Source organism: Microcoleus sp. B4-C1 (assembly GCF_036705285.1).
In the GTDB taxonomy this organism is placed as follows: Bacteria; Cyanobacteriota; Cyanobacteriia; order Cyanobacteriales; family Microcoleaceae; genus Microcoleus.
Map to the genome: position 1 here is coordinate 110,713 of NZ_JAUBUC010000007.1, position 15,299 is coordinate 126,011.

Genomic DNA, 15,299 nt, shown 5'->3' on the forward strand with positions numbered 1-15,299 from the left:
GAGAACACAGAGTGAAGAAAGAAACAAAGAAACAAAGAAACAAAGAATTTATTTCTTAGTCCGCGTAGGCGGACTTCGTTTGTTTAGGCGCGATTTCAAGCGCCGACTAATATCGATCAATAGCGACTAACCGACTAACTAAACATTCGATTTTCCACAAATTCTTGCACCCGGGCTAAATGACTGGACAAACTTACTAATAGGTTCTCAATCCTCTCACTATTTGACAATTCCACCCCTTTTGGTTCAGATTGAAAGCTTCGCGCTTGATGCTCCAATTGTGCGGCCAAATCCGACATCTGAGCAACTCCCACATTAGCCGAAGTTCCCTTGAGACGGTGGGCTTGATATTCCACAGCTTGCCAATCTTTAGCTTCTACGGCTCTTTTGGCAGCAGCTACATCAGCTTGGGCGCCTGCCACAAAAGCTTGCAAGAGTCGCTCTGGCAATTTAATATTAACTCGTCCGAGTTGCTCCAATCTGCTCTTGTCGAACAGTCCGTCGTAGTCTCTATGTTCCCAAGTTGGAAGTGCGATCGCCCTTGGTGTCGGCCCAGCCACAACCTGCGCTTTTTCCACAACTTCTGTATAATTTGTTGCTAATTGAGATTTATTTTCCGAATTTATACTTTTAACTCCATACTTATTGTCACCCTGAACATTGAGGGCTTCATACTTTTTCAGGGCCGCCGCCAAAGCATCTAAATCTACAGGTTTGCTGAGATAATCGTCCATCCCCGCCGCTAGACACTTTTCTCGTTCCCCCGGCATAGCATGAGCAGTTAAAGCCATCACAAAAGTATGCCGATCGCTTCCTTCGATTTCCCTCAACTTTTGCGCCGCTTTGTAACCATCCAGTACCGGCATTTGACAGTCCATCAGCACTAAATCATAGCTTTTTTTTGCCAGCAAATCCAGCGCTTCTTGACCGTTGACTACGCAGTCAGCCTGATAGCCTAAAACTGCCAACTGTTCGACAAGAACTTGTTGATTGATCGGGTGGTCTTCCGCCACCAAAATTCTCAGCGATGACAGCGAATTGGGAGTAACATATTGATGAGTATTAACTGGTGGCAACTTGCCAGTATTAGCAGCCTCCACTCTTCCAAAATCTCCCCTTCCCTTCACCGGCGCAAGCATTGCCTCAAGCAGGCGACTTGGCCGCACCGGCTCGATCAAATATCCGTTAAAACCTCGACTGCAAAGCGATTCAGCCTTCGGCTGTTCCCGCAAAGCAGTCATGGCGATTAACGAGCCAACTGTCGAGGTCGATCGCACTTTCCTAGCAAATTCCTCCGCATCCAACTCCGGCATTTGCAAGTCCACCAGCACCACATCCCAGCTTTTTCCCCCCTCTCCCGAATTCTGAGAAATCCCGCCCTGGGTATTTTTCAACCAACTCCAAGCCTCAGCAGCACTTTCTGCCTCGTCGCAGCGCGCACCCCAACTTTGAGCGAGCGATCGCACTGCTGCCCTCCTCAAAGCACTTCCAGAGATTACTAATAACTTCTTGCCCGCAAGCTCGGGATCGTGAGGCTCAACTGGCAACTGTTTTTCCAAAGGTACAGTAAACCAAAAAGTAGCACCACTGCCTAGCAAACTGCGAACTCCAATGTCCCCTCCCATCATCTCCACTAACTGCTTGGAAATAGCCAAACCCAAACCCGTACCACCGTAAGGCCTAGTAGGAGAATCGTCTACCTGAGTAAAAGATTGGAACAGCTTTGTTTGCCCTTCGGCAGAAATTCCAATGCCAGTATCCCGCACCGAAAATAACAATCTTGCCCCTTGTCTACCCTCTGCCAGTCGGTTGCCCTGTTTCACCGTTACGTGAACTAGAACTTGACCGCTATCCGTAAATTTTATGGCATTCCCCGTCAAATTCAGCAAAACTTGCTTCAATCTGCCCGAGTCGCCCACCAACTTTCTCGGCACTGAGCTGTCAACTAAAATATTCAATTCAATACCTTTTTCTTCTGCCAAATGCGCTAGAATTTCAATCACCGACTCAACGCAACTATTCAAATCAAAATTAGCCTTTTCCAGCCGCATTTCTCCCGCTTCAATCTTAGAGAAATCGAGAATATCATTAATAACATTTAGCAAATGTTCAGCACTGCGGTAAATCGTCTGAGCACAGTCCCGCTGTTTCTGTTCCAGAGGAGCGCGCAGCAGCAATTGAGCCATTGCCAAAACCCCATTCATCGGAGTGCGAATTTCGTGACTCATGTTCGCCAAGAATTGCGACTTCACCCGGCTAGCTTCTAAGGCAGTTTCCCGCGCTTCCACCAACTCATTAATCTTGTCGGCAACCATCACAATTCCCCCTACTTTACCGTCTGGATTGTACCAAGGGTGAGCGGCCCAGCGCAGGTAGATAACAGAGCCGTCTGCTCGTTCCCAAGCATCTTCGCTCACAGAAACGACCTCACCTCTGAGCACTTCTTGATACATTACTTTCCAGCGATTCGGGGTATCTGGAAACAATTCGTAATGACTGAGATTAGTCAGCGACTGCCACTCAAAATTAAATTGAGTCAGCCATTTGTGCGAGTTAGCTAAATAGCGCATTTCCGTATCGAACATCGCCATTGCTACTGGCACGCAATTAATAATTTGTCTCAGTTGCTGCCGTTCCCTTTCCAGAGCATATTCCGCCTGTTTCCGCTCAGTAATGTCGCTAATCATGCCGGCCATTCGCAGCGCTTTTCCTTTGGAATTTCGCTGAGCTTTTCCCTGAGAAGTGCAGTAGCGGTAAACACCGTTCGAGTGTAGCAGCCGGAATTCTACATTATAATCTATTTCTTGTTCCAAGTGAGCGGCGATCGCCGCGACAATTCCCTCCTTGTCATCGGGGTGCAGGCGGTTGTATAGAGCTTCCATAGTCCTGCCAAATTGCTTGCGCGACAAACCGATAATTTCCAAAAGGCGATCGTTCCAATAAACCTCATTTTTACTTAAATCCCAATCCCAAATTCCGTCGTTCACTCCCTCTAAAACTAACCTGTACCGTTCCTCACTTTCCTTAAGCTTTTGACTGGTATGAAACGCCTGAAATTCGGCGCGGTAAACGCGCATCGCATTGGACAAACTGCGAGACAAACTATCGGGAGAAAGCTTATTTTTAGCAATATAATCAGAAGCTCCTGCCTTCATCAATTCCACAGCAATTTGTTCGTCGCCTTGACCTGTGAGCACAATTAAGGGAACTTTCAGTCCAGCTTCTCGTAGATGTTTTACCAAACTCAGTCCGTCTCCGTCCGGCAATCCGTAGTCGAGGAATACGCAGTCAAATTTGCACTCAAATATTTGATTTAATAGCAGCCCCTTTTCTGTCTCCTCAACCTCGCTTAAAGGTTGAGATTTATTTTGTTGGGAGAGTTTTGCGGTAGCCTGCATAGAATTTTTGCTAACCGAGAGTTGTGCCAGCGCATCCGCGCAGTCTTCTGCTTCAGTAACTTCTGCAGAAACACCAGCGGACTTGAGCGATCGTTTGATCGCCATTCGATCGACTGCATCGTCATCAACTATCAGAATTGTGAGAATTTTGTCCATAAAAACCGAATTGTGGATTAGTCCGAAAAAGCTGCTGTCAAGAAAAAGGACTTAAAACAACTGCATCGCTGAAAAATCATAAAGCCCCCTTGAAAATTTTTCTATTCAAATTTCCCTATTTTAGGGAATTTCACTCAGCATCCAGTATTTGTTTAGGGTAGCCATCACTTCCACAAAGTTAGAAAAAGTAACAGGTTTAAGAATATAGCCCGCTACATTCAAATTATAAGCTTTTACTTTATCTCTATCTTCATTAGAAGTTGTGAGGACGATTACCGGAATCGACCTCAAACATTCATCCAGTCGCAATTCTTGCAAAAACTCGATCCCGCTCATTCTCGGCATATTCAAGTCCAGCAAAATCAACCGGCGCGCTTGAGGCATGGGAGGATCTATTTTTCCTTCTCCACGCAATATAGCTAGAGCTTCTAATCCATTGGCAGCAATGTAGAGGGGGTTGACGATGTTATTTTTTTTGAAAGCTCGCCGGACGTTCATCACATCAACCTCATCATCTTCTACCAAGAGAATATGAATTTTTTTGTCTTGCATAAATCAGCCATTTTCTAGATGTTTTTTAAGCGCCCGTCTCGTTGGCGAGGTTTTGTCAGCACGGATCGCGAACCCAGCAGGTTTAATATCTATTGTCCTTTGTCAAGAATCATTTATGCCGGGGTCGATGACAGTATCTACCTGCAGGCGTACTTGCCCGTCATTCGATTTTGGATTTGAGATTTGAGATTTTGGATTGACCCGACGGATAAATGCGGGGGCTTGAGGATTTTAGATTTGAGATTTGGGATGGATTCCACGGATAAATCACGTGGCGGGTACCACCTTTGAAATTCGCTTGTCAGAGGATGAGCGGTGCAGCGGAGATCCAAAAACTCGCCAATAACACCCGATCGAGCTACGGTAAAATCTAAAACTCATCTACATTATTATTAATCGCCATGTCAGCCGATCGCAAACTCTACGAAGGCAAAGCCAAAATCCTCTACTCCACCGAAGACAGCGAAATTTTGCTGACCCACTTCAAAGACGACGCCACAGCCTTTAACGCCCAGAAACGCGGCAGCATTGCCGGCAAAGGCGAAATCAACTGCGCCGTATCCGCCCACCTGTTTCGGATGCTAGAAGCCAAAGGCATTCCCACCCACTTCATCGACACGCCGGCCCCCAACGAAATGCGAGTCTGTCGCGTCCAAATTTTGCCCTTGGAAGTCGTAGTCAGAAACATTGCCGCCGGCAGTCTTTGCAAGCAAACCGGACTCGCCCTCGGCACAATTGTCAATCCGCCGCTGGTCGAGTTTTATTACAAAAACGACGATTTGGGAGACCCGCTGCTGACCCGCGACAGGCTGCTGCTAATGCAGCTAGCCACCCCCGAACAAGTAGACCAACTAGAAATCGCCGCCCGCGAAATTAACGAAATACTCAAAGAATTTTTCAGCCAGTGCGGCATCACCCTGGTAGACTTCAAACTAGAATTCGGTATCGACCAACATCAAAATCTGATCCTCGCCGACGAAATCAGTCCCGACACCTGCCGCCTCTGGGACAACGCAGAAGCAGACCCCGACGCCCGTGTTATGGACAAAGACCGATTCCGCCGCGACTTAGGATCGGTAGAAACCGCTTACCAGCAAGTTCTCCAACGCGTTCTCGCTCAGAAAGTCTAGAGGCCTTGGTAATGCGCTAGAATTGCACAGTTTGTTACCCTTCTGCTTTCGATGTCAGCAATCAGCGGTCAACAGTCATCAATTAGCGGTCAGCGCGAAATTCCACCGACTTAAATAACTAATGACTAATGACTAATGACTAATGACTAATGTGGTGTGTGGATTGCCCAAAAAAGTGAACAAAAATGCGTTTATCTGCTGTATTGGTGGCAGTTTTTACTGCCTCAGCAACATTCGGGTTATCAAATTCGGCAAGTGGCCAAACATCCTACTCTGAATCAGCAGAGGAAGCTTTGGCTGCCGCCGGGCCCGCCCCGTCGATCGAATTACCCGATCGCCCCCTTCCAGAATTAACCCCAAACCCTCCTCAAAACCGCAAAGCTGCTAAAACCAGCAAAGGGGAAGCCCTAAAAATAGCGGAGGCCCCTGCCAGAGGAGGGAACGACCGCGAACCCCCAAACCAAGTCACAGACCCGCCCTCCCCGGTTTCACCTCCGATCCTTGAACTCAAACCCGAGCTAGCATCCAACCCTTCCCCCGCCTCTAGCAGCCAAAACGCCCTGCCAGAGGCGCAACAGGAAAGCTCGCTCCCCCCATCGGAAGCGGCGGTAACGCCCGCCTGGATCGCAGCAGAGCTAGGGAAACCAGAGGAATCAGGGGCGATCGCTCAAAACGCCCAAGTTCCGACAATACCGGCCCCGACGAGACCGCCGGCTAACACCGTTCCTCCATTGCCCCCTGGCCGGGCACCGCAGCCGAGACAAACCCCTGCACCCGCCGGGGCGGCAGAACCGCAAGTGCTAGTAGCAGAAGTTACAGTCACCGGCGCGACGGAAGACTTGGAAACCGAAATTTACCGAGTCATCAGCACCCAACCGGGACGCACAACCAACCGCAGCCAACTGCAACAAGACATCAACGCCATTTTTGCCACGGGCTTTTTTAGAAACGTGCGGGCAGTACCGGAAGACACCCCGTTGGGCGTCCGGGTGACTTTTATTGTGCAGCCAAATCCGGTGCTGCAGGGAGTGACAATCACCGGTCAGCAAGTGCTGCCCCAAAGCGTAATTGACGAAAGCTTCCGCGATCAATACGGCAAAATTCTCAACCTCCGCCGCTTTGAAGAGGGAGTGAAAAAAATTAATGCGTGGTATCAAGAGAACGGCTATGTTTTAGGCCAAATCACTGATGCCCCGCAAGTAGCAGACGACGGCACTGTCACCCTGGTAGTGGCAGAAGGCCAGATCGAATCCGTTGATGTCCGCTTCCTGAACAAGGAGGGAGAGGCAACAGATGCCACGGGTCAGCCGATCGGAGGCAACACCCGTCAGTTTGTCATCACCCGCGAAGTAGAACTCAAGCCCGGAGACATCTTTAACCGCACCAAGGCGGAAAGGGATTTGAGACGGGTGTTTGGTTTGGGAATTTTTGAAGACGTGCGACTTGCTTTGGAACCGGGAACGACTGACCCCCGCAAGGCAAGAGTAATTGTCAACGTCATTGAGAAAAATACCGGTTCTCTGGCGGCTGGTGCGGGTTTGAGTTCCGCGACGGGTTTGTTCGGTACGCTGAGTTACCAGCAGCAAAACTTGAGAGGTAGGAACCAGAAATTGGGGGCTGAAATACAAATCGGGGAACGCCAAACGCTGTTTGACCTGAGTTTTACCGACCCCTGGATTGCAGGCGATCCTTACCGGACTTCTTATACGATTAATGCGTTTAGAAGACGATCGATCAGCGTGATTTTTGACGGTGGCGAACGGGAAGTCAGATTGCCCAACGACGATCGACCCCGCGTCGTCCGCACCGGTGCCGGCATCAATTTCACCCGTCCCCTGGATCGGAATCCTTTTGCCGATTCTGAGTGGACAGCTTCAGTCGGCTTGCAGTACCAGCGAGTCTCAATTACCGATCGCAAAGGCAGGCGCGAGTCCGAGGACGAACTCGGCAACCTGTTGAGTTTTAGCGATTCGGGTTCGGATGACTTGACAACTTTGCAAGCAGGTGCTGTGCGCGATCGACGCAACGACCCCCTCCGCCCCACTAGCGGTTCCCTGCTCAGATTTGGCATGGAACAATCGATTCCTGTAGGTTCCGGCAGCATCCTCTTAAACCGCCTGCGGGCCAGCTACAGCTTGTACCTACCAGTCAAGTACACTAACTTTACCCCCGGCCCTCAAACGCTGGCATTTAGTTTTAGGGGCGGCACCGTATTCGGAGATTTGCCTCCCTACGAAGCCTTTGCCTTGGGCGGCGCCAACTCGGTGCGCGGATACGACGAAGGCGACATGGGAGCCGGCCGCAGCTTCCTAGAAGCCAGCGTTGAGTACCGTTTCCCGATTATTTCGTTTATCGGCGGAGCGCTATTCTTGGATGCTGGCACTGACTTGGGCACGGGCAAAGATGTCCCAGGCGACCCGGCAGGTATCCGCGAAAAGCCCGGTAGCGGTTACGGTTACGGCATCGGCGTGCGGGTTCAATCTCCTTTAGGGCCGATCCGGATCGATTACGGTATCAACGACACTGGCGACAATCAAATTCACTTTGGAATTGGTGAGCGATTCTAAGTTGACAGTTGGCAGTTGGCAGTTGGCAGTTGACTGTTGACAGTTGGCAGTTGGCAGTTGACAGTTGACAGTTGACTACTAACTACTGACTACTAACTAATGACTACTGACTACTAACTAATGACTATTGAACGTACCTTAAAATCTGAATTTGAACTGTCGGGAATCGGTTTGCACAGCGGCGAACAAACTCGCGTCCGAGTTTGGCCTGCGGAGGTTGGGGAAGGTCGCTATTTTGTCAGAATTGACTTGCCTGGTGCTCCGATAATTCCTGCAAAAATTGAGGCGGTTTGCCAGACTGCACTTTCAACTGAACTCGCAGGTATCGATGCTCAAATTCGCACTGTAGAGCATCTATTAGCCGCTTTGGCGGGGATGGGAGCGGATAATGCTCGAATTGAGGTTGATGGGCCGGAAGTGCCGCTGCTGGACGGTTCGGCTCAGGTTTGGGTAGAGGCGATCGCCCATACCGGCTTAGTTCCTCAAGAATCTAAGCAATACCCCACTTCCTCCTTTGTCGTTAGTGAGCCAATTTGGGTGCGTCACGGGGATGCTTTTGCAGCAGCTTTACCCTCAGCCGAAACTCGATTTAGTTACGGAATTGATTTTGAGGAACAGGCGATCGGCAATCAATGGTACAGTTGGTCGCCAGAGGCAGAAAGTTTTGCGACGGCGATCGCCCCAGCCCGCACTTTTGGACTTGCTCGCCAAGTTGACCAATTGCGACAAGCTGGTTTGATCAAAGGTGGTACCCTAGAAAACGCCCTAGTTTGCGATCGATCCGGCTGGCTCAACCCGCCCTTGAGATTTGCCAACGAACCAGTGCGCCATAAAATCCTAGACTTAGTAGGCGACCTCAGTCTGCTCGGAACTTGGCCAAAAGCTCACTACTTGGCTTACAAAGCCAGTCACAACTTGCACGTCCAACTCGCCCAAGCCCTGAACTCCCAAGCTCTAGCTACCCTAGATAAAAGTTAGGAAAAAACAGGTGATCTTCTGTTAAGATTACATCTTCCTTTTGCCTTCTGCCTTCTGCAATACCACACTCAAAAGTCTTCAAGAAATGTCTACGCTGACTGAAGTTAACACCCTCAATACTGCTAATTCTGAATCCGTCCCCACCAAAAACGGTGAAGATTCTCCAGCGGTTAAATCTACTTTTACTCTCGAAGAAGTTCAGAAATTATTGCCTCATCGCTATCCTTTTGCGCTGGTTGACAAAATTGTTGATTACGTGCCGTCCGAGAAGGCTGTAGGAATTAAAAATGTGACTTTTAACGAACCGCATTTTCAAGGGCATTTCCCCGGACGGCCGATTATGCCTGGAGTATTAATTGTCGAAGCGATGGCTCAAGTTGGCGGTATTGTTCTGGCTCAGTTGCCCGACATCAAGCAAGGATTGTGGATGTTTACCGGAATTGATCAAGTCAAGTTCCGTCGTCAGGTTGTACCGGGCGATCAGTTGCTGATGACTGTAGAATTGCTGTGGGTAAAACGCCGCCGCTTCGCAAAAATGCAGGCTCTGGCTGAAGTAGACGGACAAAAAGTTTGTGAAGGAGAATTGACGTTTTCGATGGTAGATTAAGTTGGTGATTGGTGATTGGTGATTGGTGATTGGTGATTGGTTATGTGTTATTTGGGGATTTCTCTATATTCCTGATAACCACTGACAATTGACAATTGACAATTGACTACTGATACTAAATCCTGGTTTATTACTCCTTGATGATTCGGCGATTGCAATCGCTACTACACAAACGAAGTCCGCCGCGGACTAAGAAATAAACGGGGTATTTAAGCTTGATTTTGTATGAAAACTGAAAACTGAAAACTGAAAACTGACTAATAAAAAATGCTTACTTTGATTCACCCAACTGCTGTGATTCATCCCCGCGCTGAACTTCACCCGACTGTAGAAGTGGGAGCTTATGCTGTAATTGGGGAAAGAGTGAAAATAGGGCCGGAGACTAAGATTGGCGCTCATGCAATTATCGACGGGCTAACAGAAATAGGCGCTCGCAATCAAATTTTCCCCGGTGCGGCGATTGGTTTGGAACCTCAAGATTTGAAATATGAGGGTTCTCTAACTAGGGTGAAAATTGGCGACAACAATCTCATTCGGGAATACGTGACAATTAACCGCGCTACTGGAGCGGGGGAAAGCACGACTATTGGCAATCATAATCTATTGATGGCTTATGTTCATGTGGGACACAATTGCGCGATCGCCGATCGAGTAATTATCGCCAATGCTGTAGCCTTAGCCGGACACGTTAAAATCGAGTCTCAAGCCCGCTTGAGCGGTGTTTTGGGGGTTCATCAGTTTGTCCAAATCGGCCGTTTGTCTATGGTGGGCGGCTTGAGCAGGATCGATCGAGATGTGCCTCCTTATATGCTAGTCGAGGGAAATCCTTCGAGAGTGCGAGCAATCAACAAAATAGGCCTCGAACGCGCCGGTTTTACCCAAGAAGATTTGCTACTTTTGAAGAAAACTTTTCGTATTCTATACCGTTCTGGCTACACTCTCGATCGAGCTTTGGAACAGTTGGATTTGTTGCCAGAAAACCCCCACTTGCAGCACCTGCAGAGATTTGTGCAGCAGTCTATAACCAAAGGGCGGCGCGGTTTGATTCCTGGCAAAAAGTGAATGAGGTAGAATAAACCTATGAACTAAGCGACTGTTGCCCTATGAATGTATATACTTCAGTCAAATCTACATCCCCTGAAACAGAACAAGATGGCTGCATCAGGTTCTCAGATGTTAGTTGGGAGCAATTTGAAGCGATAGAAGCAGCTTTTAAAGATGTCAGAGGTGTGAAATTTTTCTATCTCGATAAAATACTGCAAATTATGACTGTCTCGCCCGAACACGAAATAATCAAGAAAACTCTCTGTATGCTGCTAGAGGCATATATGAGAGCAAATGGGATTAGATTTTACGGCAAGGGCGGCCCGACTCTGGGTAACAGAGAATTAGGCGGTAGAAAAGAGCCGGATGATTCCTATGATATAGGAACCCAAAAAATAGTCCCAGATATTGCTATTGAAGTGGTAATTACCAGTGGCGGGATAAATACTCTAGAATTCTACAAAAGATTGGGTGTTCGGGAAGTCTGGTTTTGGCAAAATAGTCAGTTATCTCTCTATTACTTAACAGGTGAAAATTATGAGCAGATTTCCCGGAGTACATTCCTTCCCGATCTGGACTTAGAATTACTGCTACGCTGTGCTAATATGCCCGATCAATATGATGCTGTTACCGAGTTATTAGCAAACATCTCACCTGTATAAATTCAAAATATGAAAATTTTTATCAGCACTGGTGAGGTTTCGGGCGATTTGCAAGGATCTTTGTTAGTTGCAGCCTTAAAACGTTACGCTGTCGCCGCTGGTTTGGAGTTAGAAATAACCGGATTGGGCGGCCCTCGGATGGCGGAAGCGGGTGCTACTATTTTAGGCGATACTTTGGGCATTGGTTCTATGGGCCTTATAGAATCAGTGCCGTACATTTGGCCCACAATCAAAGTTCAGCAAAAAGCTAAACAATATCTCAAAAACTTCCGCCCGGATGCTGTTGTATTGATTGATTATTTGACTCCTAATCTCGGTATTGGCAGCTATATCCGCCGCTGTTTGCCTGATTTGCCCGTGGTTTGGTACATCGCACCTCAAGAATGGGTTTGGTCGATTTCTCCTCGCAATACTGATCTGATTGTCAATATTTGCGACCAACTTTTGGCAATTTTCCCAGAGGAAGCTTGTTATTATCGAGAAAAAGGAGCCGAAGTGAGTTGGGTTGGTCATCCTTTGGTGGATAGAATGCAATCTGCGCCCAGCCGGGAAGTTGCCCGCAAAACTTTGGGAATTGGGCCGGAACAGGTGTCGATCGCCCTAATTCCCGCTTCCAGACACCAAGAACTGAAGTACCTGATGCCGGTTATATTTGAGGCAGCTCAAATTATTCAAGCTAAATTGCCGGAAGTTCATTTTTGGATTCCGCTTGCTAACAAAGCTTTTCGCAGCAAAATCGAACAGGCGATCGAGAATTACGGTTTGCGGGCTACTCTGTTAGAAAATCAAACTCTGGAAATCTTGGCTGCTGCCGATCTGGCGATCGCTAAATCTGGTACTGTTAATCTGGAGCTAGCTTTGCTCGACGTTCCGCAAGTTGTCGCCTACCGCGTCAGTCCGATTACGGCGATTATTGCTCGCCACGTGCTGAAATTTTCGATTCCTTTTATGTCTCCGCCCAATTTGGTGCAAATGAAGCCGATCGTCCCGGAGTTGCTGCAAGACGAGGCGACTGCGGAAAATATAGTGAATCACGCACTGGAATTGCTGCAAAATGCCGATCGACGCCAGCAAACTTTGGCAGGTTATCGGGAAATGCGGGAAAGTCTCGGAGATGTGGGTGTGTGCGATCGGGCCGCTGCGGAAATAATGAAAAATGTTAAATTAAATACAGCTTCTTAAAGCATTTTTTGTATTTAAAAGTTATGTATAAACCCGGTTATTTTGTGGCTGGCTCGTGGACAAACCTACGATTTATTACCAGAAACGCGGTTGATTTCCTTAATTTCTATTAAAGCAACTTTGTTATTGAAATGTTATGCCAAGCAATCGGAAAAAGCGACCGATCGCTGTTGATTTATTTGCAGGCGCGGGCGGCATGACCCTGGGCTTTGAACAAGCAGGTTTTGATGTACTTGCATCAGTCGAAATTGACCCTATTCACTGCGCCACACACGAGTTTAATTTCCCGCTGTGTTCTATTCTGTGCAAAGATGTCACACAGCTTACGGGTTCAGAAATTCGGAAAAAATCGGCGATCGGGCGGCGCGAGATAGACGTAGTAATCAGCGGTTCGCCCTGTCAAGGATTCTCCATGATGGGCAAGCGCGAGGTGGACGACCCACGAAATTCTCTCATTTTTCACTTTCAGCGCTTAGTTTTGGAGCTAAAACCCAAGTTTTTCGTAATGGAAAATGTGCCGGGAATTGCATCAGGAGAACATAAAGAACTCCTGAATGTTTTAATTAGCTCTTTTCTGAAACGTGGCTATAAAGTAGAAGAAAATTATCAAGTTCTTAATGCTGTTAACTATGGAGTGCCGCAAGCTCGCAAACGATTATTTCTGATTGGGTGTAAAAAAGATTATGAGCTGCCAAAATACCCTCAGCAAACTACGATACTGCCGAAAATTAAAATTCCTAAACGCTATAAAAAAATTAATTTGCCTGCTGTCCCGACAGTTTGGGATGCGATTGGAGATTTGCCGGAAGTGGAACAGTACAGCGAGTTGCTACACCGAGATTGGGTCAGGGCGGAGTACGGAAAGTGCAGCAGTTATGCGACTATAATGCGCGGAATTGATGCTTTGGATGATGATTATTCCTACGATCGCGAGTACGATCGACAAATCCTCTCTTGCAGTTTGCGAACTAAACATTCTCAGGAATGTATGGAAAGGTTTCATGCCGCCAAACACGGCGAAAAAGAGCCGATCAGCCGTTTTTACAAGCTTCACCCCGACGGAGTTTGCAACACTCTCAGGGCGGGAACCGACAGGGCGAGGGGGGCTTATACTTCGCCGAGACCGATTCACCCGATCACGCCTCGGTGCATTACAGTCAGAGAAGCTGCGCGACTGCATTCCTATCCTGACTGGTTTAGATTTCATGTCACAAAATGGCACGGTTTTCGCCAAGTCGGAAATTCTGTACCACCGCTATTGGCGAAAGCTGTAGCAGCGCAGATTATTAGCGCTTTGGGCGTGACAGCAATTAAGCCGAGTCTCAAACTAACCTGGGGAGATGATTCGTTGCTTAAACTCAATTGGTCGGAAGCAGAACAATATTATCTAAAAAGTTAAGAATTAGATTGACAGCGTATATGCAGGGCTACCCCCAATTAAGCGCGGGTTTAGCGTCCCCTGTATCAGTGATCACAGTTCGATGACTCGCACGAGATGTCCCCAGTAATTAAACAAACCGGGAATGTATTCCGGCACGCTGTGCAGATTTTGCAAGGTAAAAGTGGGAACTATTTCGACTACTGGCCTGCAATCCAAGGCGTAGCCTCCCATACATAAAATAGCCAAATAAACATCTGGATATCAGAGGAGATTTGAGATCGTGAAAGTCTGCCGGAAAACATTTTGATAAATTTCGCTGAGTTTTGCAACAATTACGAGTCTTTTGGACTTCTAGAGCTATTGTGTAAAAAGTGTATTTTCAGGAGACTCAAATACTATGGGTTGGTTTAAAAGACTGTTCGGACTCGAAAAGCCTGCACCCCAGGCTGAACCGATGGCACAAGTAGTACAGCAAGCAGCACAAGCGCAATCCATCGCTCCTGCTAAAGTCGGCCCAGACGGAAATTTTGACGAAAGCGGCCTCGCTAAGCGGGTGGCTTTAGCTTTTGACAGCGATTCAGAAGTTGCTGATATCGAGACTGTTTATGTGGCTCAGCTCAGCGGCACGGTTGTTCTCAAAGGTCAAGTTCCCAGTCAGGAAATTCTCGACAAGTTGGTGGCGATCGCCTCTGCTGAAGAAGGTGCCACAAACGTGCAAACCGATCAGGTGACAGTCGGCTAGTTATTCGGAACCGAAGTAGTTTCGCTCCGGGTGCTGCTCGAAGCAGTCAAAAACTCGATTAAACCCGCTGCGGCGGGTTTTTTCTTGCCGTCTCCCCCTCAAAATATTAATTTTTGTAAAAAAAAGCGATTTATCTAAAAAAACAGTATAATTGAATACAGAAACTAAAAATGTTTTAGCGAAGAAAACCAACGCTGACCTGATTGCCCTTTTTATCTCGATAAATATAAGGATCAAAAAATATGAAACTCACTTATCGCGGTTCAAACTACGAGTACGACATTCCGACAGTCGATATGATCGAAGGGGAAGTCGCGGGCAAATACCGGGGTCAAAACTGGAACTATCGGTATCCGAGACACATTCCCAACCCCAGAAAATACGGCGGCACAAACCATACCAAAAAGCGAGATGCTCAAGCTGGCGATCGTGATGTCGCAGCAGCTAGCGCCTCAGCGAGGGTGGATTATTACCCAACAGTTGTGGAAGTGGCGCAAGTACACCAGGCGAATCTTTGCAATATTCTCGATCGTAGAAAGGAAGCAGCCAAGGCCAAGGGCGATGAAACACTGCTGCGCTTGCTAGAAATTGAGTCGAGACAGATGGTGTGTTAGAGAAAAAGCTTCAGAAAACAAAGCGTTTGTAAAGAGGGGGGAAATCGAGTTAAGCTCAATTTCCCCCCTCTTCCCATAAAGCAATTTTTAGCTAAGTGAAGTACAAATAAACTGATATCATTTCCGGTCGATCGACCGCGATTTTTGTAGGGGCGGGTTCACCAACAATACCTGCCAATAATTGACAATCTCAAAAACCCGCCCGACCGCATTGGTCACAAGTTAAGCCTGTATGCCAGTTGTCAAGGGGATTTGAGAAGATGTGTCAAAGAAAAATTGGTTTTTG

General features: G+C 47.7%; 13 protein-coding genes. 10 read left to right on the forward strand and 3 right to left on the reverse strand.

Features of this window, described 5'->3' with window-relative positions; genetic code table 11:
- Positions 1-134: 134 nt before the first annotated feature.
- Together QUB26_RS04700 and QUB26_RS04705 are read right to left on the reverse strand one after the other, a co-directional pair.
- Positions 135-3,554, reverse strand: a complete 3,420-nt coding sequence (locus tag QUB26_RS04700) for a response regulator (protein ID WP_333292660.1) — start codon at positions 3,552-3,554, stop codon at positions 135-137.
- A gap of 120 nt (positions 3,555-3,674) precedes the next feature.
- Positions 3,675-4,106 carry a response regulator gene (locus tag QUB26_RS04705; RefSeq protein WP_333236379.1) on the reverse strand — a complete coding sequence of 144 codons (432 nt, stop codon included), beginning with the start codon at positions 4,104-4,106 and terminating at the stop codon, positions 3,675-3,677.
- A gap of 401 nt (positions 4,107-4,507) precedes the next feature.
- Here QUB26_RS04705 and purC point away from each other — a divergent pair, with 401 nt between their 5' ends.
- From purC to QUB26_RS04745, 8 genes are all read left to right on the forward strand, one after another.
- Complete coding sequence (gene purC, locus QUB26_RS04710) at positions 4,508-5,236, forward strand: phosphoribosylaminoimidazolesuccinocarboxamide synthase (protein ID WP_333232148.1); 729 nt, start codon at positions 4,508-4,510, stop codon at positions 5,234-5,236.
- A 185-nt stretch (positions 5,237-5,421) separates the two neighbouring features.
- A complete protein-coding gene (locus QUB26_RS04715; RefSeq protein ID WP_333292658.1) occupies positions 5,422-7,803 on the forward strand; it encodes a BamA/TamA family outer membrane protein in 2,382 nt (793 codons plus the stop codon).
- A 120-nt stretch (positions 7,804-7,923) separates the two neighbouring features.
- Positions 7,924-8,781 carry a UDP-3-O-acyl-N-acetylglucosamine deacetylase gene (gene lpxC / locus QUB26_RS04720; RefSeq protein WP_333316981.1) on the forward strand — a complete coding sequence of 286 codons (858 nt, stop codon included), beginning with the start codon at positions 7,924-7,926 and terminating at the stop codon, positions 8,779-8,781.
- A gap of 85 nt (positions 8,782-8,866) precedes the next feature.
- Positions 8,867-9,388 (forward strand): 3-hydroxyacyl-ACP dehydratase FabZ, encoded by a 522-nt coding sequence (gene fabZ / locus QUB26_RS04725; RefSeq protein WP_333041219.1) that lies wholly within the window; start codon positions 8,867-8,869, stop codon positions 9,386-9,388.
- Between the two features lie 267 nt (positions 9,389-9,655).
- Entirely contained in the window at positions 9,656-10,450 is a 795-nt protein-coding gene (gene lpxA, locus QUB26_RS04730; RefSeq protein WP_333236387.1) for an acyl-ACP--UDP-N-acetylglucosamine O-acyltransferase, read from the forward strand.
- 41 nt (positions 10,451-10,491) lie between these two features.
- Positions 10,492-11,094, forward strand: a complete 603-nt coding sequence (locus QUB26_RS04735) for a Uma2 family endonuclease (protein WP_333236389.1) — start codon at positions 10,492-10,494, stop codon at positions 11,092-11,094.
- Positions 11,095-11,103: 9 nt separating this feature from the next.
- Positions 11,104-12,276: a lipid-A-disaccharide synthase gene (gene lpxB, locus QUB26_RS04740; RefSeq protein WP_333316984.1), complete on the forward strand. Its 1,173-nt coding sequence runs from the start codon at positions 11,104-11,106 to the stop codon at positions 12,274-12,276.
- A gap of 136 nt (positions 12,277-12,412) precedes the next feature.
- Positions 12,413-13,675, forward strand: a complete 1,263-nt coding sequence (locus QUB26_RS04745) for a DNA cytosine methyltransferase (protein ID WP_333316986.1) — start codon at positions 12,413-12,415, stop codon at positions 13,673-13,675.
- Between the two features lie 72 nt (positions 13,676-13,747).
- On the opposite strand, the gene QUB26_RS04750 is transcribed toward QUB26_RS04745, so the two are convergent.
- Positions 13,748-13,903 (reverse strand): hypothetical protein, encoded by a 156-nt coding sequence (locus QUB26_RS04750; RefSeq protein ID WP_333316988.1) that lies wholly within the window; start codon positions 13,901-13,903, stop codon positions 13,748-13,750.
- Positions 13,904-14,054: 151 nt separating this feature from the next.
- Here QUB26_RS04750 and QUB26_RS04755 point away from each other — a divergent pair, with 151 nt between their 5' ends.
- Both QUB26_RS04755 and QUB26_RS04760 read left to right on the forward strand, forming a co-directional pair.
- Complete coding sequence (locus QUB26_RS04755) at positions 14,055-14,399, forward strand: BON domain-containing protein (protein WP_333236397.1); 345 nt, start codon at positions 14,055-14,057, stop codon at positions 14,397-14,399.
- Between the two features lie 242 nt (positions 14,400-14,641).
- Positions 14,642-15,013: a DUF4278 domain-containing protein gene (locus QUB26_RS04760; protein ID WP_333242466.1), complete on the forward strand. Its 372-nt coding sequence runs from the start codon at positions 14,642-14,644 to the stop codon at positions 15,011-15,013.
- The last annotated feature ends 286 nt before the right edge of the window (positions 15,014-15,299 follow it).